The 20,727-nt window shown below is 38.6% G+C and carries 17 protein-coding genes; 10 read left to right on the top strand and 7 right to left on the bottom strand.

The features are described from left to right. The first annotated feature begins 11 nt into the window (after window positions 1-11). Both KO513_RS07930 and tsaB read left to right on the top strand, forming a co-directional pair. Window positions 12-1,364, top strand: coding sequence for a TolC family protein (locus KO513_RS07930; protein WP_215912952.1), 1,353 nt, complete (start codon window positions 12-14; stop codon window positions 1,362-1,364). A 98-nt stretch (window positions 1,365-1,462) separates the two neighbouring features. Then, window positions 1,463-2,137, top strand: coding sequence for a tRNA (adenosine(37)-N6)-threonylcarbamoyltransferase complex dimerization subunit type 1 TsaB (tsaB, locus tag KO513_RS07925; protein WP_215912951.1), 675 nt, complete (start codon window positions 1,463-1,465; stop codon window positions 2,135-2,137). A gap of 15 nt (window positions 2,138-2,152) precedes the next feature. On the opposite strand, the gene KO513_RS07920 is transcribed toward tsaB, so the two are convergent. The 3 genes from KO513_RS07920 to KO513_RS07910 form a co-directional block, all read right to left on the bottom strand. Continuing rightward, window positions 2,153-2,989, bottom strand: a complete 837-nt coding sequence (locus tag KO513_RS07920; protein WP_215438487.1) for a mechanosensitive ion channel family protein — start codon at window positions 2,987-2,989, stop codon at window positions 2,153-2,155. 242 nt (window positions 2,990-3,231) lie between these two features. Continuing rightward, window positions 3,232-3,432, bottom strand: a complete 201-nt coding sequence (locus tag KO513_RS07915) for a dodecin family protein (RefSeq protein ID WP_215438486.1) — start codon at window positions 3,430-3,432, stop codon at window positions 3,232-3,234. Between the two features lie 83 nt (window positions 3,433-3,515). After that, window positions 3,516-4,430: a NifU family protein gene (locus KO513_RS07910; RefSeq protein ID WP_215912950.1), complete on the bottom strand. Its 915-nt coding sequence runs from the start codon at window positions 4,428-4,430 to the stop codon at window positions 3,516-3,518. 133 nt (window positions 4,431-4,563) lie between these two features. Here KO513_RS07910 and KO513_RS07905 point away from each other — a divergent pair, with 133 nt between their 5' ends. After that, a complete protein-coding gene (locus KO513_RS07905; protein WP_215912949.1) occupies window positions 4,564-5,580 on the top strand; it encodes a PorP/SprF family type IX secretion system membrane protein in 1,017 nt (338 codons plus the stop codon). A gap of 79 nt (window positions 5,581-5,659) precedes the next feature. Here the strand turns inward: KO513_RS07905 and KO513_RS07900 are convergent, their stop codons facing one another. Continuing rightward, window positions 5,660-6,847: a vWA domain-containing protein gene (locus tag KO513_RS07900; RefSeq protein WP_215912948.1), complete on the bottom strand. Its 1,188-nt coding sequence runs from the start codon at window positions 6,845-6,847 to the stop codon at window positions 5,660-5,662. A 245-nt stretch (window positions 6,848-7,092) separates the two neighbouring features. Between KO513_RS07900 and KO513_RS07895 the strand changes: the two genes are divergently transcribed. From KO513_RS07895 to KO513_RS07865, 7 genes are all read left to right on the top strand, one after another. Further along, complete coding sequence (locus tag KO513_RS07895) at window positions 7,093-9,048, top strand: tetratricopeptide repeat-containing sensor histidine kinase (RefSeq protein ID WP_215912947.1); 1,956 nt, start codon at window positions 7,093-7,095, stop codon at window positions 9,046-9,048. Between the two features lie 29 nt (window positions 9,049-9,077). After that, window positions 9,078-9,806, top strand: a complete 729-nt coding sequence (locus KO513_RS07890; protein ID WP_215912946.1) for a LytR/AlgR family response regulator transcription factor — start codon at window positions 9,078-9,080, stop codon at window positions 9,804-9,806. Window positions 9,807-9,837: 31 nt separating this feature from the next. Further along, on the top strand, window positions 9,838-10,347 hold the full coding sequence (locus KO513_RS07885) for a gamma carbonic anhydrase family protein (RefSeq protein ID WP_215912945.1): 510 nt from the start codon (window positions 9,838-9,840) through the stop codon (window positions 10,345-10,347). Window positions 10,348-10,416: 69 nt separating this feature from the next. Then, window positions 10,417-11,304 carry an ACP S-malonyltransferase gene (gene fabD / locus KO513_RS07880; protein ID WP_215912944.1) on the top strand — a complete coding sequence of 296 codons (888 nt, stop codon included), beginning with the start codon at window positions 10,417-10,419 and terminating at the stop codon, window positions 11,302-11,304. 151 nt (window positions 11,305-11,455) lie between these two features. Beyond that, entirely contained in the window at window positions 11,456-15,211 is a 3,756-nt protein-coding gene (locus KO513_RS07875; RefSeq protein WP_215912943.1) for a gliding motility-associated C-terminal domain-containing protein, read from the top strand. Window positions 15,212-15,216: 5 nt separating this feature from the next. Beyond that, window positions 15,217-16,203 carry a PorP/SprF family type IX secretion system membrane protein gene (locus KO513_RS07870; RefSeq protein ID WP_252735712.1) on the top strand — a complete coding sequence of 329 codons (987 nt, stop codon included), beginning with the start codon at window positions 15,217-15,219 and terminating at the stop codon, window positions 16,201-16,203. A 9-nt stretch (window positions 16,204-16,212) separates the two neighbouring features. Next, complete coding sequence (locus KO513_RS07865; protein WP_215912942.1) at window positions 16,213-18,150, top strand: OmpA family protein; 1,938 nt, start codon at window positions 16,213-16,215, stop codon at window positions 18,148-18,150. 15 nt (window positions 18,151-18,165) lie between these two features. Here KO513_RS07865 and KO513_RS07860 read toward each other — a convergent pair whose 3' ends face one another. Genes KO513_RS07860 through KO513_RS07850 form a run of 3 tightly spaced genes read right to left on the bottom strand, consistent with a single transcriptional unit; the run spans window position 18,166 to window position 20,459 of the window. Beyond that, entirely contained in the window at window positions 18,166-19,419 is a 1,254-nt protein-coding gene (locus tag KO513_RS07860) for an NRAMP family divalent metal transporter (RefSeq protein ID WP_215912941.1), read from the bottom strand. 51 nt (window positions 19,420-19,470) lie between these two features. Continuing rightward, window positions 19,471-20,106: a SanA/YdcF family protein gene (locus KO513_RS07855; RefSeq protein ID WP_215912940.1), complete on the bottom strand. Its 636-nt coding sequence runs from the start codon at window positions 20,104-20,106 to the stop codon at window positions 19,471-19,473. A 56-nt stretch (window positions 20,107-20,162) separates the two neighbouring features. Further along, window positions 20,163-20,459, bottom strand: coding sequence for a hypothetical protein (locus KO513_RS07850; RefSeq protein WP_215912939.1), 297 nt, complete (start codon window positions 20,457-20,459; stop codon window positions 20,163-20,165). Between the last annotated feature and the right edge of the window lie 268 nt (window positions 20,460-20,727).

Below are 20,727 nucleotides of genomic sequence, written 5' to 3'. Positions count from 1 at the left end.
ATAATCAAAACATGAATTTTAAACTAACAGCATTACTGCTCTTATTTTCTATTGGGGCCGTTAGCGCCCAACAGAAGAAATGGACGCTGCAGGAGTGTGTAGACTATGCGGTTGAAAATAACCTTTCCGTAGAACAGTATGAGTTGGATCTGCAAAATGCGCAAATAGACAAATCGGACGCGGTGGGAGCAATGTTACCTGCGGTGAATTCTAGTGCAAGCGTAACGGGTAGTACAGGTCTTTCGTTTGACCCAACCACCAATCAGCCGGTAACCACAACAATTTTATCTGCCAATGGAGGGTTGACATCGTCTTTGACACTTTTTGACGGTTTGCGAAATCTACACCGTTTAAATCGGGCTAAACTGAACGCATTGTCCAATCAATACCGTTTGGATGACCTTAAGGACGATATTCGCTTGAGTGTAGCCAACGCTTATTTGCAGATACTCTCCAATAAGGAAACATTAAAGGTTTTTGAAGCCCAGTTTGCTGTGTCCGAACAGGATTTAAAAAGGTCTAAGGAATTGGTGGATGCCGGTGTTATTCCCAAGGGAGATTTATTGGAAATAGAGGCAACCGCCGCAAACCTTGAACAACAAATCGTAAATACGCAGAACCAAGTGTTGATTTCCCGTATCAATCTGGCGCAATTGCTTCAGATAACGGATTATGAAAATTTTGATGTCTTGGATGCCGATTTTGAGGTGCCTCCATCCGAGGTGCAGTCAAAATCACCAAAAGAAATTTTTGCAGAGGCCTTAACTTTTAGAAACGACATTAAATTTTCGCAATCCAATATAGATTTGGCCAAGAAAGATTTGGATATCGCCAAGGGCGCTATTTACCCAACCTTGGGGGCTTTCTTTAATTACAATACCAGATATTCGGATCAAGGCGGATTTGATAGTGCTACGGGAAGACTGGTTCCCGCAGAGAGTTTTGTAAATCAATTGTGGATTAATGACGGTATTTCTTATGGAGCTAGGTTGGATATTCCAATCTTTAATGGTTTCGCCGTAAAGAACAATATAAAGCGCTCTAAAATTAATGTTGAGAAGGCCAAATTGCAGTTGGAACAGGATAAATTGGATTTGGAGACTAGCATCAATCAAGCATATGTAGATGTCAAGAGTTTTTCAAAGGCCTATGATGCGGCCCAAAAAACCTTGGATGCAAGACGTCTTGCCTACGATTATTCAAAAGAACGTTATGATGTTGGGCTTATGAATGCTTTTGACTTTAGTCAGGCACAATCAAGGGTAGATAATGCAGAAGCTGAATTGATCCGTACCAAATACGACTATATTTTTAGACTTAAGGTATTGGAGTTCTATTTTGGACTACCTTTGGAGTTGAAATAAGATTTCAATTACCAAAAACTGAAGACCTGCTTAGTGTAATACTGGGCGGGTCTATTTTTGTATGTAAATTAAACCTTCTCGTGTATCTTTGCAGCCGTATGGGCATAATATTAAACTTAGAAACGGCTACTACCAATTGTTCGGTAAGTATAGCCAAAGAGGGGCGTGTTTTAGTGATTAAAGAGCACGATACGCCTAATTATTCACATGCTGAACAGTTGCATGTTTTTATTCAAGAGGTGCTTAAGGAGGTAAATATGGATGCTTCCGAATTAGATGCCATTGCAGTCAGTAAAGGTCCGGGTTCATACACGGGTCTTCGTATTGGGGTTTCTGCGGCTAAAGGATTATGTTTTGCTTTGGATATACCTTTAATTTCAATTGCCACTCTAGAGAGTATGGCAGAGCAAGTATCTTCCAAGGAAATAGATTTTGTAATTCCCGTATTGGATGCGCGGCGTATGGAGGTGTACTCATCCGTTTTTGACAAGGATAAAAACGAGGTAAGACCCACCGAAGCCGAAATTATTGATGAAAATTCATTTGCTGATTTCCTGAATAAAGGTAAGGTTCTATTGGTGGGTAATGGCGCCGAAAAGTGTAAATCCGTGCTCTCAAACACTAATTTAAGTTTTGATGCTTCCGTAGTACCTTCGGCAAATGAAATGGCCCGGTTGTCCTATAAAAAGTTCAAAGCAGGCCAATTTGAAGATGTAGCCTACTTTGAGCCTTATTATTTAAAAGATTTTATCCTTCAACAGAAAAAGAAATAATTCTGTTGCTTTGATTTAAGCTTTTAAGGATTCACCCTTTACATGAACATCACGTTGTGGGAACGGTATTTCAATTTCTGCTTCATCAAACCTTCTTTTTACTTCTTCAATTATAAAGAAGTGAGCGGCCCAAAAGACAGAATTCTCTGCCCAGAACCTTAATGTTAGATTTACGGAGCTATCGCCCAAACTATCTACATACACTTCTGGCATGGGGTCTTTAAGTACGTTCTCATTTTTTTGACAAATATCTAACATGATATCTTTAGCGGTTTTGATATTGGAGCTATAGCCAATACCCACCTTTATATTATCGCGTCTTGTTGGCATCGCACTATAATTTACCACGTTGTTATTGGATAATTGTCCATTTGGTATGATAGCCAATTGGTTGCCAAAGGTGTTTACCTTGGTGTAGAAAATAGTAATTTCCTTTACGGAGCCATCAACCCCCTGAGCTGAAATCCAATCGCCTATTTTAAAAGGTTTGAACAGTAGGATAAGTACGCCACCGGCAAAATTGGAAAGCGAACCCTGTAGGGCCAAACCAATAGCAAGACCGGCAGCACCAATAATAGCGATAAGTGATGACGATTTAACTCCCAATTGGGTTATGACCAAAACAAAAAGTAAGACTTTGAGTGCTATACTTATAAAACTCTGTAGAAAACTTTCTAAGGCTAGGTCATAGTCTTTCTTTTCGAAGAACTTACGGACCATTTTATTCAAAAATCGAATCACCCATAATCCGGCTACCAGAATAATGAGGGCCATAACAACATCGGGCAAGACCTCCCATATCCAATCTATAGCTTTATCAATATGTTCTTGGTAATCTGCAAATTTTTCCATGTACTATTTTTTTAAGGGAGCAACATACTAAAATCAAAGGCTTCAATCAAACTCAGTTAATTAAACTATTGTTAATCCGGAGTGCAAAAATTAAATGCGTTAATAGTTTGTTTATATGTGCCCAAATTGACTGTGTATCTAGCCTGTGTTTCTGTTGATATACAACCAATCTTAGGGATTCAAGCAATAAAAAAAAGCGTTGTAATAGGATTACAACGCTTTTTTTAGTTTTGGTTTCCGTACTAATTTACCTCAAAGGTAATTTTTACGTTTACTCGGTAATTATCCATTTTACCATCTTTAACTGTAGCGCTTTGCTCGTTAATGTAAACGGATTTAATATTCTTTACTGATTTAGATGCTTGGGCAACCGCTTGTTTGGCTGCATCTTCCCAACTTTTATCGGAATTTGCCAATACTTCTATAACTTTTAAAACTGCCATAATACTCTGTTTTTTATGATTCGTTTCAAATTACGAAATTATTGAACAGGATTCTTGATTCTAAACCTATAAAAATTAGTCCATTAGCCATTAATGGCCACTACCTCGTTTACTTTGTCTCCCATCATATTTTTCAACATGGTTTCAATTCCATTTTTTAAAGTAAAGGTAGAGGAAGGGCAACCACTACAGGCCCCTTGTAGTATAACATTTACCGTTTTACTATCCTCTTCATAGGATTGAAAGAGAATATTTCCACCATCGCTGGCAACAGCAGGTTTTACATACTCCTCTAGGATGTCTACTATTTGTTGAGAAGTGTCATCCAATTCTACTACAGTTTGATTTGGAGAAGAACTATCCTGAGCAGCTTCTTTTGTCCTGGCTATTGCACTTTCGGAAATAGCCTCGTTACCATCCGCAAGGTACTCACGTATGTGTTCGCGCAATTGCATGGTAACATCTTCCCACTCTGCTACATCATATTTGCTAACGGAAACATAGTTAAGGTCAAAGAAAACTTCCTTTACAAATGGAAAGTTAAATAGTTGTTTGGCCAATTCCGAATTTTTAGCCTCGTCTATATTTTTGAATTCAAATGCTGCCGGTACAATAGGTTTGTTAGCAACAAATTTCATTACAGATGGGTTAGGAGTAACCTCTGCATAAACCGTAATGGCTACTTTTTTAGTGGTTTCCTCAACTTCGTTTACAACCGGCTCGCCAGCGTTAAGGTACTCTACCAATTGCTGGGCCACTTCATCCTTTACATCTTCCCAGTCTACAATATCATACCGCTCTAGGCCAATAAAGTTTCCTGAGATATATACGGTCTTGATAAATGGAAGATAAAAAAGCTGTTGTGCCAAAGGTGAATTCTTGGCCTCGTCTATATTCTTGAACTCGTAGTTCTTGTTTTTAGTTAAAAAATGATTCGTCTCAAATTTTAGAATCGCTGGGTTGTTGGTTTTAACAACCGTAATTGTGTACTCCTTCATGGTGTCAAAATTTTTGTAAAAATACAACCTATTTTTGAACAGTCCGTATGGAATTGCCTATATAATAATGTTACATTTCATCCGTTATATCTTATATTTAACCGATCAATCAATCATCCTCTATATCAAACAGATGAAATATCGTTTACTGCTCTTGCTTGCATGCCTATCCTTTGCATTTCAATCTAACGCTCAAGAGGGTATTCCCGTTTATTTTGATTATTTATCCGATAATTATTATTTGGTTTACCCGTCAATGGCCGGTATTACCGAGGGAGGAAAGATAAGGGCTACGGCAAGAATGCAGTGGTTTGATGTTGATGACGCTCCCAATTTACAGACCATAAATGCCAATTTTAGAATTGGGGAAAGTAATAGTGGGGTAGGAGCCATTGTTTTTAATGACGCCAATGGTTATCACGCTCAGACCGGCGTAAAATTGACCTATGCGCATCATTTGAAGCTTGGTGGAGATGGCCGTACTTTAAATCAATTATCTTTTGGATTGAGCCCAACGTATTTACAAAGCAGCTTGGATGAAACCGAATTTCGTTCGGCACAACCTGATAATGCTTTGATAGGTAGTAAAATAAGCGAAGGTTACTTTAATGTTGATTTGGGCTTCTCCTATAATTTTATGGAGTTTTACGCCCATTTTGCGGTAAACAATCTGTTAAGTAGTAAGCGTAATTTATATCGTTTTGGCCGACAGGATCCTGCAAATGTGCCCGTAATTGATAATTTACGAAGGTATTTATTTTCTGTAGGATACATTTTTGGTAAGCAAGAATGGCAGCTAGAGCCTTCTATTTTGTTTCAGATGAGTGAATTTACAGAGGAGAAATCTATAGATTTAAATGCCAAAGTATATAAGGATGTAGATTTTGGCCGTATCTGGGGCGGACTTTCATACCGTAGAAGTTTTGAAGGCGCCCAGTTTGCAACCGCAGATAGCTTTGGTGAACAGCGATTACAATTGTTTACGCCTATAGTGGGTGCTAATGTTGGAAATTTTATGGTGTCCTATAATTATTCCTATCAATCAGGAAGTGTTGTTTTTGATAATGGGGGATTTCACCAAATAACCTTAGGTTACGATTTTGGTCAAAAAGAACGTAAGTACGATTGTTATTGTCCTGCAGCACAGTAAAGTCATAAATTATAACTAGATATAATACAAAAGCATCCCGGTATATCGGGATGCTTTTTTGCCTTAAGATGTAGGAGGTTTATTCTTCCCACTTATAATTTTTCTTAGCTGCTTGCTTTTTAATAGCCTCTAACATTGCGTTTTCTAGCTCCCCTTTTTCGCCTTCTTTCTGTTGTTCAGCAATGAATTTTTCACGTTTAGCATTTAATTCTTGAATCTCATTTTGAATTTTACTTCGTTCGGTCTTCTTTTCTTGAACATAAGCTTCCATTTCGGTTTTTGACTTCCCTTTTAGTTCCTTTGGTAGTTCGGTTTCTTCAAGCATGGCAATATCAAAAGACTCGTCTTCTAGGGCATCAACTAAATCCCAGTTCTTGTTGCTGTAAAGTCTGGAGCTTTTACTTACGGCTCTTTTTACCGCTACGGCTTCTTCCAGTTCATAAGCGTTGGAGTCTTGAGTACGTTGTTTTTCCATTTTAACACTCCCCATAGCACCGTACGAAATATAGGTCTGGTTTAGTTTGGAATTCAAGTGTATAATAACATCGTCATAAGGTGTATCAATATGAACTACCTTTCTGTTGTGGTCAATAGCTATATATTCACCTCCGGTTAAAGTGGCGCCATTTTTCCAATCAGAATTTATGCCTTGTTCATAATTACCGCAGAAAATAGTGTTTACCACAATGTCTTTTTCTTTGGCATTGGTGACTGCGTCTTTATAGTTTAATTTTCCTTGGGTAAATGGCTCGTTACCTGCAATGAAAATCATTTTAAGATTATCGGGATTATCGCCCCAATTCAATTGTTTTAAAGAAGTGTGGATAACCTCGCCGCAATATTCTTCGCCTCCATTGGTGGTCAATGAGAATAGCTTTTCTGAAATCTCGTCCAAGTCTCCACTAAAATTCAATACTTGCTGAATATACCCTTCCCTAGAGGATAGGTTGTCGTTTCCGTATTGATAAAGGGCAATTTGTAATTCCGGGCGTTGCTCGTTGCCACACTTAGCATAGGTGAACTTGTTTACAATGTCCCAAAGTTGAGACTTAGCTTGGTTGATGAGTCCATCCATACTATTGCTAGTATCCAATAAAAGGGCAATTTTAACGGTATTGCTTTTAGGCCTGTCATTTGTATCTGGTAAGAAAACCTGGGCCAATACAGGTTTTGTTGTTTCTTTTTTGGTTTTTAGCTCGCAGCCGTACATGCTTGTTAAAGCAAGTGACATAAAAGCCAATCCTAGAATCTGTCTAATGTTTTTCATAATTTAATTTTTTGAACTCTATTAAGAGGGGATTAATGTTTTTGTAAGTGTTATTGATGAGGTAAAAGTAGAAGCAACTTAATTCTTGTAAAACCTGTTTTGAGTGAAGTGGCCTTTTGAAAGAGGGAACGTTCCTTTTGGGTGTGTGAAGCCTTTAAAACAATTCATTTTTCGCCCATTTAGTGACAGATGACGTTTTTTAATGACGCATAATTCAACTAAGTTTACGTTGTACAAATAATCAAATGCAAACAGTTCGCTACATATTGTTTTTCCTTTTTATTGGGTGCTCCACAATGAACTCTTGGGCGCAAAAAGAGGTGCGCAGTAGCAAAATGGCTCAGCCGCAAAGTAGTCTTCATAAAGTATATTTGGATTCTGCCAACTCCTACAAGCAAAGTGATATTAAAAGAAGCATAGATTATATCACCAATTCCATTGCCGTTCTTGGGAAGCAAGCTGATAAAAAATCGCTTTCGGAATCATTGGTCGCTCTGGGTGAAGTATATCAATATCATAAACAATATGACCTGGCCATTACCAACTATAAGGATGCTCTGGAAGCCCACAAATCTACCCGGACCACCTTGCTCTTGGGTGAAGCCTATATTTTGAACAAACAATTTTCTGAAGCGGAAAAAGAACTGCAGCCTTTACTGAAAATAGAAAACCTTAAGCCCGATCAAAAGGTGACCTTGAACGAAAACTTGGGCGATGCTTACCGTGGATTAGGTTTGGCAGATAAAGCCGTAGCCTTTTATGAGGAAGGGTTAATCGTGGCTAGAAAGAACCAGATATCTCCAAAAGTAGCCGATTTAAATTCAAAAATTGCCGATACGTACGCTCAAGATGATAAGTTGGTTGAGGCAGGTGCGTACTACAATAGTTCCTTGCAATTAACCGAAGGTCTGGAGCCCAAGCGAGCAGTACAGGAAAAAGAAAAAGTAGCCGATTTCTACAATCAAAAAAGTCAATATGGTGCAGAAATAGAACTTCGTAAAAAAAGCCTTAACGAACTAAAGACCCTACCTAAGGGAAGAACAACTAAAAAAGAGGCCCGAGGGGATTTTGATTCTATTACCTCGCAACGCATCAATTACAAAATTGCCAATGCATACATTGCTCAAGACAAGTATGATGAGGCTATTCCGTATCTTAAAGAGAGTATAGAAGAGGCGGGTTCAGAGAATGACCTAGTGGTGCAAAAAGATGCCACACGCAAGCTTTCCGAGGTATTTGAATATAAAGGAGATTATCCAAAGGCTTTTGAGAGCTATCGTAATTATGTATCCTTGGTAGATAGTCTATACGTGCAAAAGGAACAAGAAATTTCTAGGGCGGCGCGTTTTAATCGTGAAATTGCCTCTAAGCAAAATCGTATTTCTGGTTTGGAGCAAGAGAGGGAGTTGTCTCAAAGCAAATATGACTTAGCGGTAACGGGCCAGCAGCTTATTCAAGAGAGTAATAAGCGCCAAAAGTGGATTATCTATTCCCTGATATTCGGGATGATTTTGTTGGGTCTGGCCGCATTTTTCTTTTACCGTAGCAATCAACAACAAAAACTAGCGAACAATCTCTTGGCATTGAAATCCCTGCGTTCGCAGATGAATCCGCATTTTATTTTTAACGCCCTTAATTCGGTCAATAATTACATCGCAAAGAGTGATGAGCGTAGTGCCAATAGGTTTTTAAGTGAATTTTCAACCTTAATGCGTTCGGTTTTGGAAAATTCCGAAGAAGATTTTATTCCCCTGACCAAGGAATTGGAACTGTTGGAGCTTTACGTAAAGTTGGAGCATTCCCGTTTTCCGGATAAGTTCAGTTATGAGTTAAATGTAGATAAGGGGTTAGATGTTTCGGCTTTTGAAATTCCGCCTATGTTGCTTCAGCCTTATATAGAAAATGCTATTTGGCATGGGCTTAGATATAAAGATGAAAAGGGGCTTTTAAAAATTGATGTAAAACCGAAAGGGACAACATCCCTAGAAATAACCATTGCTGATAATGGGATAGGTAGAAAAAAATCATCGCAACTAAAGACACAGAACCAGAAGAAACAAAAATCCAAAGGAATGGGAAACATCAAAAAACGTATTGCCATTCTGAACGATATGTATAAAAATAAGGTAGATGTTGCTATTTCTGACCTTACCAAAGAGGGTTCGGGAACTAAGGTGGTATTCGTTTTACGAAAAGATTGATAAGCTGCTTTTTCAATTAAAATTCCAATATGAAATTAAACGCCATACTTGTAGAGGACGAAGCCAATAGCCGTGAAATATTACGGAACTATTTAGGGAAATATTGTGCTGATGTCAATTTGGTTGGGGAGGCTGCATCTATTCAAGAAGGATTGGAGCTTATACAAAAGCATGAATTGGACCTTGTGTTCTTAGATGTTGAAATGCCTTTTGGCAATGCCTTTGATTTACTGGACGAGTTACCTAACCGTACGTTTGAGACTGTATTTGTAACAGCCTACAACCAATATGCCATGGATGCCTTGAACAGCCATGCGGCCTATTATCTTATGAAGCCCATAAACATTGATGAATTGATAAAGGCGGTGGAATACGTTCAAGAAATTAAACAAAAAGAAATTGAACTGACGGATACGGTATTACAACCTAAATTGAAATCCGTAGAAGGGAAAATAACCCTCCCGCAGCAAGACGGTTTTCAGGTGCTAAATGTTGCTGATATTCTCTATTGCAAAGCCGATGATAATTATACCGAAATCTATTTAGAGAATAGAAAGATTTTGGTCAGTAAGACCTTAAAGTATTTTGAAGATGCTTTGGCCGGTTTTTCATTTGCCCGCATTCATAAATCGTACTTGGTAAATGTTAACGAGGTAGTAAAATATAGAAAGGGAAAGGGAGGTAGTGTGGTAGTTTCAAACGGAAAAGAGTTATTGGTTTCGGCCTCTAAGAAAAAAGAGTTTTTGGCATATTTTTAGAACATATAGAATTAGGGTAAAGCAAATTAAAATGATAAAAACGATAAAAGGGAAAATCCCACAATTTGGAACGGACTGTTTTATTGCCGAGAATGCAACCATTGTTGGTGATGTAACTATGGGAGACCAATGTAGTATTTGGTATAATGCCGTCCTTAGGGGAGACGTGCATTTTATAAAAATGGGTAATAAGGTTAATGTACAGGATGGAGCTATAGTGCACTGTACTTATCAAAAATCGCCAACAACAATTGGCAATAACGTTTCAATTGGTCATAACGCCATTGTTCACGGGTGTACTTTAAAAGATAATGTGCTTGTAGGTATGGGAAGTATCATTATGGATGATTGTATTGTAGAGAGCAATAGTATTATAGCGGCAGGAGCTGTGGTTACAAAAGGCACGCATATTCCCTCGGGAAGTGTATTTGCGGGTACACCCGCAAAAAAGATTAAGGACATTAGTCCGGAACTGAGTTCAGGGGAAATAGACCGTATAGCCAATAATTATGTATTGTACAGTAGTTGGTTTAAGGAGTAAGAACAGTGCTCTGTACTTGGGACTTATACTTAATTTGCTATTTTTGCACGCACTAAAAAATAAAAAAGAATGAACGCATATATATTTCCCGGACAAGGAGCACAGTTTGTAGGTATGGGCTTGGACCTTTATGAAAAATATCCACTGGCCCAAGAACTGTTTGAGCAGGCAAATGAAATCCTTGGTTTTTCCATTACCGATATTATGTTTCAAGGTACCCCGGAAGACCTAAAACAGACCAAAGTTACCCAGCCGGCTATTTTTTTACATTCGGTAATTCTTAGTAAGGTAATGGGTGACAGTTTTAAGCCGGATATGGTTGCCGGTCATTCTTTGGGAGAGTTTTCTGCTTTGGTAGCCAACGGAACGCTAGGTTTTGAAGATGGATTAAAATTGGTTTCACAACGTGCTTTGGCCATGCAAAAAGCGTGTGAACTTAAACCGAGTACTATGGCGGCCGTTTTAGGGTTGGAAGATGCTATAGTAGAAAAAATATGTGCAGAAACACCGGGTGTTGTAGTTGCCGCTAATTACAACTGCCCAGGTCAATTGGTGATTTCCGGAGAGGTAGAAGCCATAGAAACAGCCTGTGTAAGTATGAAAGAAGCAGGAGCAAGAAGAGCTTTGGTACTTCCTGTAGGAGGTGCATTTCATTCGCCACTAATGGAGCCTGCACGAGAAGAATTGGCATCGGCAATAGAAAATACCACTTTTGCAACGCCAAAATATCCTGTTTATCAAAATGTTACTACCGTAGCGGTAAGTAACTCCACTGAAATTCAAAAGAACCTTATTTCACAATTGACCGCTCCCGTAAAATGGACACAAAGTGTGCAGAATATGGTAAGCGATGGAGCCTCCCTGTTCATAGAGGTTGGTCCAGGTAAAGTGTTGCAAGGGTTGGTTAGAAAAATCGCTCCAGGAGCAGAAAGTCAGTCGGCAGATATCCCAAGTTGATGTTTCATCCGTATATGATGTAGTTCATCCATTAAACCTTGATTTAACCCCAAATTTACGGTTGTGGATGATTTTTTTAGTAATATTGATGCCCATTTAGCCAGGACCTACTTTATTTGCTGTGAATTGAATTTTTGTTCAAAGGACAGTTATGAAATTGAAAAAGAAAAAAGCTCGCTTTGCCCGTAGTTTGAGAGCACATGGCAAAACCGTTCTATTGTTGCTTTTATTTTTAGGTGTTGGCTTTGGAGCTAATGCTCAAGTGATATCAATTACACGTTCAGCTGCGAATCCTTCTGAAGCAGGTACAGGTACCTCGTTTACGCTTACGAGAAGTGGTTCAAATGTCTTAGGTAATATTGTAACCATACAAATTACCGGGTCGGCTACTAATGGTATTGATTATATCGACGCCAATTCTGGTCTGTTCGAAGACGATACTGTTAAATTTTCATATACTCTAAATAGCCTGAATCCCGAAGAAACTGTCAATATAGATATCCTTGACGATGATTTAATTGAACTTGATGAAACAATAGATATTGAGATTATAGATGTCTCAAATGGAGGGATACGGCATCCGACCTTAAATAATATTAGTTTTACTATTGCAGACAATGATATAGGTGCGTTTGCCTTGAGCAGAACGCCCGCTACATTAGCTGAAGATGGTGCGGCTACCGCAACCTATACGCTTTCTCTTGATAAGGTAAATGCCACAGGAGCGGCCGTTACCGTTCCCTATAATTTTAATGCGGCGGGAGCAAATCAAGGTACAGCAACATACGGTACGGATTATACGGCTCCTGGTCCTGCAAGTGGTCAATTGGTTTTTCCTAATGGCGGGAATGCCCCGCAGACAATAGTTGTGGACCCTACCCCTGATACGGACCCTGAAGCCAACGAAACTATAATCTTAACACTCGGGAATCCAAGTAACACTACACAATTTTCGTACACTCAAATGCCTGTAGCGCAACGCACGGTAACAATTATTGATGATGATTGTGTGGCAGGAGATACCGCACCAGAAATAAATGCAAGAGCAAATACGGTTTGTAGTGCTCCGGGAGGAACAGTTAATTTGAACACGTATGTTCTTGGCGGTGTAGGAAGCGCTCCGGCCGGTAGTTCATTACGATGGAGTAATAATGCAAATCCAACTACGGTAGGAGCTTTATTGCCTAACCCTAACATATCTGCCACGGGAACGTATCATGCCGTTTATTGGGCGGATGATAATTCTTGTTTTACGGCCAGTAGCCCTGTTACCATAACTTTTAATATCCCGCCATCTGCAGGTACTATTACAAATCCTGGTATTTTATGTAATAATACCGATGATAGTTTTGGAGACAACAGTTTAGACCTTGATGATATAATTGCAGGACAGGGTCCAGGTGCTTGGACGGTTGGTACAGTTCCTGGTGGTGCTACACCAACAATTGGGCCAGGTAATGTTGTTAATTTTGAAGGGCAGCCGGTTGGGAATTATGTGTTTACGTATACAACTACTGGAGCTGTAAATCCCTGTGTTAACGAATCTAAATCGGTAACTATTAAAGTTGAAGACTGCAATAATTGCGCCGCTAAAGTAGCGCCAAGTTTAGATACATCTGTCCAAAGAACCTTTTGTGATGATATTACTACTTCTTTAAATGATTATATATTAGGAACCCCTCCGGCTGGTACTGTTTTACGATGGGCTTTAGATCCCGAAAAATTGGTAGAGAGCCCTGTTCCAGCAAATCGAATAAACGATCCACAGCAAGGTGTTTATTATGCCTATTATTATGATGAAGTTGAAGAGTGTCCAGGCCCTTCACTAGAAGTCCCATTAACACAGAGTGAAACACCTGAAATTCTTGGGAATCCATCAGGAGATAGTAGGTGCGGGCCAGGAAGAGTGGTGCTGAGTGCAAGAGCAACGCAGGATGCCTCTATTAATTGGTATACACGGGCAGAAGGAGGTGCTCCCGTGGGCACTGGAGCTAATTTTGCCGTTAATAATTTGCAACGTACAACTACGTATTTTGTAGAGGCAGAAGCTAACGGATGTGTGTCATCACCTAGAATACAGGTTGAGGCAGTTGTTTTTCCTTTGGTGACAGCGGGTAATCCTCAAAAAGCATCTTCCTGTAACGATGATAGGTTCGGTACTACTACTTTAGATTTGGACAGGACTTTTATAGATGGGGAAACTGTAAGTGAAGGTGTTTGGTCTACCGCCTCTGCAAGTGTATCAATAAATGAAGATAATGTCGTTGACTTTCAAGGTTTGCCAGAAGGAGACTATGTGTTCACTTATACAACAACAGATGCTCAGGCTCCTTGTGAAAATGAAACAGCTGAGGTTACAATTTCAGTGAGCAGTTGCGATACGGATGAAGATGGAGATGGATTGTTAGGTGGAATAGAATCTATCTTGGAAACCGATCCGAAAAATCCTGATACAGATGGTGATGGAATAAACGACGGGGACGAAGTAGGTGATGATTTTGACAACCCTTTAGATGAAGATGGTGATGGTATTATAGATGCTTTGGAATCTAATGTTTTAGATGCTGATGCTGATGGTTTTAACGAAGGTGATGCCGATTTGGATGGTGTTGTGGATCAGTTAGATCCAGCCAACAATAATGCCTGTATACCGGATAACTCCAACGGACTTTGTGATTCGGATGGAGATGGAATTACCGATGGTCAAGAGGAGGCAGACGGTACCAATCCTCTAGATGCCTGTGATCCCGATATCAATAATGGAAATTGTGATCCTACGCCAATAGATCTTCAGGTTGTAAAAACGGTTGATAAGGCCGAAGCCATAGCGGGAGATGAGGTTATTTTTTCCATAGCGGTAAATAATTTGTCCGATAGGGTCGCGAGAAATGTTACTATTGGTGAAATGCTAGAAACCGGCTTTGAGTATAAATCACATACTGCTACCGAAGGAAGTTATATAGTAGCTACTGGTGAGTGGACAATTGCTGAGATTCCGGCTAATGGAACGGTAACTTTAAGTATAACTGTTGATGTTCTAGATGGCGGACCATATACGAATGTTGCGGAATTGTTGCAGTCTTTTCCCGTTGATGAAAATCCGGAAAATGACAGCTCAGAGGTGACTTTAAATATTGATTTGCCCGAGGGTATTGATTTGGTATTGGAAAAGTTTGCAAGAATCGTAAAAGAAGACGATACTTTGGGAATTCAACATCCTTATAATGATTTAAGCAGAGTCAACCCATTGGTTGGACAGGAAGTTATTTTCACCATAAAAGTTACGAATAAATCGAATGAAGATGCGATTTCTAATATTCAGGTTCTTGATTCTATATCTTCGATAAAAGATAGTGACTTTGTTTTCATAAGTGGAGTAGCTGATAAAGGAGACTATACTCCTGAAACAGGACTTTGGTTGATACCGGAACTGATTAAAAATGAAGTTGCTACACTTGAAATTAGAGTGCAATTTCCAGTCGTGGATGATTTTCAAAACACAGCAGAAATTATTCGTTCCTCTCCCACAGATAGTGAAGGTAAGTATGATAACAATAGAGCTACTGTAGACGTCAAAATTTGGGAAAAGACCGAGGCAGAATTAGGAATCATTTTTAATCAATTCTCACCAAATAATGACGGTACAAATGATGTTCTTAAAATAAATAAGGAACATGAGTCGACCCCAATAGACCTTGTTTACGATATTAAAATTTTCAATAGATACGGAAAGGTGGTTTTCGAGGGAAATCAGATGACCGAGGAAATTATTTGGGACGGAATGTGGGAAGGTAAAGAGGCTCCAGACGGCACCTATTTTTACGTCTTAAATCTAACTTTACCAGAAGATGTAGAAGGTTTTGATACCAATACCACTAAAAAAGGCTGGATACAGCTCATAAGATAATTTGGATGATGCAGTATAGAACATTAAAATCCTTTTACGGTTACATCTGCTTTGCTATAGGTGTATTGTTCATTTCGGCAAACGGTTTTGCCCAAAAAGAACCACAGTATACGCAGTATATGTACAATATTGGTAGCTTCAACCCTGGTTATGTGGGGTCGGTTCAGAATCCTGAAATAGCAGCTGCCTATAGGGCTCAATGGTTAGATGTAGATGGGTCTCCCCGTACGATTCGCTTAGGTACCAACATACCATTTGCTAATGAAAGAACAGGTATGGGGTTCAATATTATAAGCGACCAATTGGGGCCATCAACTCAGACATATGTAGAATTGGCTTATTCCTATCAATTTAATGTATCGGATAAAGCAAAGCTTTCTTTTGGTATGGATGCCGGTGGTTCATTCTTAAACGTAGATTTTTCAAAGGGTACGTTCGAAAACCCCGGAGAACCTATTTTAGGGCGTGAGACCATTTCAAAATTCTACCCGACTATTGGGGCTGGTTTCTTCTTGTATGAAGATGATATTTGGTATTTAGGAGCGTCTATTCCCAACTTTTTAACTGATGGAATCTATAATGATGATGTTGCTACGATTATAGAGGATAAAATGCAATTCAATTTTATTGGGGGATACGTTTTTGATGTTTCGGAGACATTAAAGTTCAAACCCGCTTTTTTATTGAATTATATTAACGGAGCTCCATTGAACACCAATCTTAGTGCTAACTTTTTGTTTAATGATCGGTTTACAATGGGCGCATCCTATCGTTTGGGGAGTGCCGTTAGCGGTTTAGTTGGCTTTCAGATTACGAGCGGTAGCTTTATTGGTTATTCTTATGATTACAACACAAACCCACTAGGAGAGTTTAGTAGTGGTTCCCATGAAGTTATTCTTAAGTTCTTTTTGGGTAAAGGTGATGGTTCCGGAGGAAGCAACAAGAGCTTAAAAGGAAAACCAAAACAAATAGATACGCCAAGATTTTTCTAATATTAGACTATGAAATTCAAAATCTTCATATTACTTTTTACGTTGACCGTGGCACCTTCGTTCGGTCAAGAAATGACATCTAAGGGCGATAAGTATTTTTATAGTTATGCGTATGAAGATGCTATTTTAGAATATAACAAACAAATGCAAGAGGGTAAGTTCATTACCAACTATCAGCTCTTGAATTTGGCCGATTCCTATTTTAAAACGGGAGAATATAATAAAGCATCTAAATTATATTTAGATATTAATAAGAACGATACTATCATGTCTGCACATCGGTTTAATAAGATGTTGCAGAGCTTGGCTAAAATCTCGGAACAGGAAAGAGTAAAGGCCTTTTTGAAGTCCAAAAGCAATGTTCTTGAAAGTGAATTGGTAGAAAATGCGGATTTCAATTATTTACTACAGGATAACAAGGAAACGGAATCTGCAGGGTTCTTTATTTTTACATTGAACGGTAATAGTGAATTTTCCGATTTTTCACCCGCTTTTCACGAAGACAAGTTGCTGTTTAGTAGTGGTAGAAAGAACAAGTCAAAACGTATTTATGGGCCATCTGGTGAGTCGTACTTGGATATTTATGAGGCCGATATAGAAAAGGGTGGAAACATCAGCAATGTTAATGTATACAAAGGCGTGCCAGATTCCCCTTTTCATAAATCTACACCTTTCTACTCCAGTATTACAGGAGGAACGTACTATGTGCTTTCCAATGCTAACGGAAAACAACTTTCGTTTGATGAGAAAGGAAAAAATGCACTGGCAATTGGTATGGCCTATGAAGGCGGACTTTTTCGGTTTTTGCTAAAAGACTTAAGTACGTCTTTTTACTATCCTTTCTACGATGCCGCAAGCGAAAGATTATATTTTGCGGCAAATTTTGATGATAGTTATGGGGGAACCGACCTTTATTATGTTGTAACCAATAACGGTCAGGTTATGTCCGAACCCATCAACATGGGGCCTAGAGTCAATACTCCTGGAAATGAAATTGCTCCTTTTGTCTACGATAATAGCCTCTTTTTTTCTTCCGATGTTTTTTATGGACATGGGGGTATGGATGTATACCGAAGTAATATTCAGCCAGATAACACCTTAAGTATTCCTGTGAATCTAGGAGAAGGAATCAATACAAAATATGATGAATTTGGCTTTATCATTCGCCCAAGCGAAGGACATGAGCTAATGGGATATTTTTCGTCTAATAGACCAGGAGGTAAAGGTAATGATGATATTTACGGCTTTAAGATAGCAAGTAAACCAGGGCCACGCACACTTATATTTAAGGGTACGGTAGTGAAACCTCCATACGATACCCCTATAGCTAATGTGGGCGTAACGGTTTTTGATAAGGATGGTGCTGTACTCAGTCAAATGGTTACTAATGCCAATGGTGCCTATCAAGTAGAGATACCCTATACAGATGTGGTTTCCATGGAGATTTCCAAAGATGGTTATTCAACATTTAAAGAGAAATACAATCCAAAGGAATTAGAAGAATTACAGAAGGCGCCATCTCAAATACAGTTGGTCTCTTTAGAGGATATTGTTAGGGAGAAAGAAGGAAAGAATGTGCTAAGCCTGAATAATTTCTATTTTGAGACAGGCAAGAGTAATGTAACCTTGGCCATGACACCGGAATTGGACAAGGTAGTAGATGCCATAAAAAAATTCCCTAAACTTAAAATTTCAATAGAGACCCATACGGATAGTAGAGGAGGTAGCAGTTCTAACAAACGTATATCTGAAAAACGTTCTGCAGCAATAAAAGCTTATTTATTGGCGAACGGAGTGCCAAATGAAAACATCACCAAGGCAGTTGGTTATGGCGAGGAAAAAATTACCAATAATTGTACAAATGGTGTGTACTGTTTAGACTTTTTACATAAGCAAAACCTTAGAACGCTATTTGTTATCGAGAATTATGAGGAACTAAGTAAGTAAGCTTGGTTACTACGGTTAATTGAGAACTACAATATACAAGTAGTATACGGAAAAGAGCGATAGAAAGAGAATACCTAAGTAGGTCAGTAGTTGCAATGGTTTATTCGGTTTGTTGGCTTCCGGTATTTCTTCGCTCATTACATTTTTTAAATTCATATACCCTACAATAGGTGCTACAACAAAGGAAACAAAAGTTGCCAAGGCCACTAATTGCCCCATGTTGGATTTAAAGACGCTTACAACGGTAAAGTTTATAGATGCCAAGGCAAGTACGCCAAATGCGAAAATCCGTTTATTTCCGGACAATTTCAAGTTAGAAAATAGCAGGTCTATTATATCTAAGCTAACCCTGGCCAAGGCGTCATGTGCTGTCATACACGTACTGAACATGGTTGCGAAGGCAGATATGCCAATAAGAATATAGGCCCATGGTCCAATATGGGTAGTGAATAATTGTACGATTTGATCCGCGAAGGTTACTGCATTTCCACTTAACGCAGTGTTGGTGCCATAGAGGGTCATACATCCGATTATCAGAAAGAAAATTGCCAATAACGATGTGGTAAAATACCCCACCTTAAATTCCTGTAGAGATTCCCTTAAGGAAGGTTTGGGTTGGGTCTTCCATTTTTCTACACTCCATAGGCTTACCCAGCTAGAAGCCTCTACTGTAGTGGGCATCCACCCCATTAAACTAATGAGAAAAAGAATTCCCATGCTATCAAAAATAGGTGGTGAGGTAAAGTCTGAAACCGGTACTACGGGGCCTTTGAGCAGAACAACAATCGTGGTGACCAAAAGGGCAAGGAATAAAATGGAAACCACAAATTTCAGGGATACCTCCATAAATCTATATTTGCCAATAATAAGTAAGAGACTGATAAAAGCAAAAAGGGCAAGAGAAATAAAATTAATGTAAGTTTCAGATATATGAAAAAGGTTAATGAACAACCCAGCGGTTACCGTATATAAGGCTGCTAGAATGGTAAAAGTGGTTATTAGGGTAATAATGGCATAAAACCGCAAATAACCTCTACCTCGGTTGAGGTAACCTTCCGTAAGCGTTTTTCCTGTAACATTGGTGTAGCGCACCCCAAACTCAAAAAAAGGATATTTAAAAATGTTGGCCAAGAGAATAGGAATCGCCATTACCCATCCGTATTGGGCGCCAGCTTTTGTAGAAAGAACCAAGTGAGACGTGCCTATTGCCATACTGGCAAACAGCAGACCCGGTCCAAGATTTTTTAAAAGCACTTTTAATTTTGACACCTTAAAATGAATTTAGGCAACCAAAATAGGTTTTTTAAATGAAAGGGAGGTTTATTTTATTTCAACACGTTCGCCAAAAAACTTGGGTTGTGTGTTGAAAAGTAAATCTAGAAATACCTTAACTCGCGCTAGATATTCCCGTAGGTGAACTTTTAGACCTTCTTTGCCACTAATGCCTGTTGCGTTGTAGCCAATAGCCTTTAACCCCTTTTTCTCGGCCAAGTAAATGGCTCTTTGGTTGTGGAATTCTTGAGATATAACAGTAACGTTATCTAATCCGAATACTTCTTTGGCACGAACCATTGAATCCAAAGTTCTAAATCCGGCAAAGTCCAGAAATATTTTTTCAGGAGGTATTCCGTTGGCCATTAAATCTTTTTTGAACGTATTGGGTTCGTTGTAATAGCGAGTACCGTTATCGCCGCTTACCAATACAAAGTCAATTTTTTGGGCATTATAAAGCTCAACCGTAGCTTTTATGCGGTAAGTATAGTACGGGTTGGGAAGACCTCCAATCAATTTTTTAGAAGTTCCTAGTACCAACCCGACCCTGTTTTTAGTGATTTCATTTGAATCCGAAAAGGTCTTGCCTTCTGCAGATGAACTTATTATGTAGTCACATAACAAGATAAAGAGAAAAAGGACTATAATAAGTAATCCACCAATTTTGTAGAGCCTTTTTCTCATATAGATATTAAGTATGATATAAATATAGGCAAAAGAAAGCCTAGGAACGCTTTCTTTTAAATAAGCTCGTTCAAATCCTTTTCTAGTTGTTGAATTTCCGATTGTATGCTTAGATACCCTCTTTTGGGAACTAAATCTAGCTTTGAGGCCAATGTATTTGCCTCAAAAATAATGTTGCTCAATTTAATATTAAAATTACGGGCTTTCTCATACTTTCTGCCATCGGAATTACCATAGTAATTAGATTGAAATCTGAGTTTTATTTGTTGAAGTTTTGTAATCAATTTTTCTGTTGAGTGCTCAAATTTGGGTTGTTGTAAATTGATTGATGTTTGTGTAGAGTTCGAGGCCATATTGCTATAAATTAAGATGAAGGCTAAAACTAATCTTAGCCTAATATTGTTAATATAATGATTTCGAGGTATAGAGGATAACGTTAATAATTATGAATTACATTGATTTTTTCGATGAGCGGTAGGATTTTGTTTATTAATTTAAAATGATTCTGTCAACTTTTTGAAAATATAGATTTCACCTTTTTCAAAAATATCTATATAAAAAGGCAAATGTTATCATTTCTAAAAAGAAATACTGAAGTTTTAGAGCTGCGAATTTTTTCCT

Source organism: Zobellia sp. B3R18 (assembly GCF_018860715.1).
In the GTDB taxonomy this organism is placed as follows: domain Bacteria; phylum Bacteroidota; class Bacteroidia; order Flavobacteriales; family Flavobacteriaceae; genus Zobellia; species Zobellia russellii.
The sequence above is the reverse complement of the archived record's forward strand: the minus strand, read 5'-3'. Positions and strand labels throughout refer to the sequence as shown.

What these genes read in the sequence shown, in the direction of transcription:
- KO513_RS07905 (WP_215912949.1), top strand. Translation starts at nt 4,564, where the DNA reads ATGAAATATCGTTTACTGCTCTTGCTTGCATGCCTATCCTTTGCATTT.
- KO513_RS07885 (WP_215912945.1), top strand. Translation starts at nt 9,838, where the DNA reads ATGATAAAAACGATAAAAGGGAAAATCCCACAATTTGGAACGGACTGT.
- tsaB (WP_215912951.1), top strand. Translation starts at nt 1,463, where the DNA reads ATGGGCATAATATTAAACTTAGAAACGGCTACTACCAATTGTTCGGTA.
- KO513_RS07930 (WP_215912952.1), top strand. Translation starts at nt 12, where the DNA reads ATGAATTTTAAACTAACAGCATTACTGCTCTTATTTTCTATTGGGGCC.
- KO513_RS07875 (WP_215912943.1), top strand. Translation starts at nt 11,456, where the DNA reads ATGAAATTGAAAAAGAAAAAAGCTCGCTTTGCCCGTAGTTTGAGAGCA.
- KO513_RS07850 (WP_215912939.1), bottom strand. Translation starts at nt 20,459, where the DNA reads ATGGCCTCGAACTCTACACAAACATCAATCAATTTACAACAACCCAAA.
- KO513_RS07855 (WP_215912940.1), bottom strand. Translation starts at nt 20,106, where the DNA reads ATGAGAAAAAGGCTCTACAAAATTGGTGGATTACTTATTATAGTCCTT.
- fabD (WP_215912944.1), top strand. Translation starts at nt 10,417, where the DNA reads ATGAACGCATATATATTTCCCGGACAAGGAGCACAGTTTGTAGGTATG.
- KO513_RS07870 (WP_252735712.1), top strand. Translation starts at nt 15,217, where the DNA reads ATGATGCAGTATAGAACATTAAAATCCTTTTACGGTTACATCTGCTTT.
- KO513_RS07910 (WP_215912950.1), bottom strand. Translation starts at nt 4,430, where the DNA reads ATGAAGGAGTACACAATTACGGTTGTTAAAACCAACAACCCAGCGATT.
- KO513_RS07915 (WP_215438486.1), bottom strand. Translation starts at nt 3,432, where the DNA reads ATGGCAGTTTTAAAAGTTATAGAAGTATTGGCAAATTCCGATAAAAGT.
- KO513_RS07865 (WP_215912942.1), top strand. Translation starts at nt 16,213, where the DNA reads ATGAAATTCAAAATCTTCATATTACTTTTTACGTTGACCGTGGCACCT.
- KO513_RS07920 (WP_215438487.1), bottom strand. Translation starts at nt 2,989, where the DNA reads ATGGAAAAATTTGCAGATTACCAAGAACATATTGATAAAGCTATAGAT.
- KO513_RS07895 (WP_215912947.1), top strand. Translation starts at nt 7,093, where the DNA reads ATGCAAACAGTTCGCTACATATTGTTTTTCCTTTTTATTGGGTGCTCC.
- KO513_RS07900 (WP_215912948.1), bottom strand. Translation starts at nt 6,847, where the DNA reads ATGAAAAACATTAGACAGATTCTAGGATTGGCTTTTATGTCACTTGCT.
- KO513_RS07890 (WP_215912946.1), top strand. Translation starts at nt 9,078, where the DNA reads ATGAAATTAAACGCCATACTTGTAGAGGACGAAGCCAATAGCCGTGAA.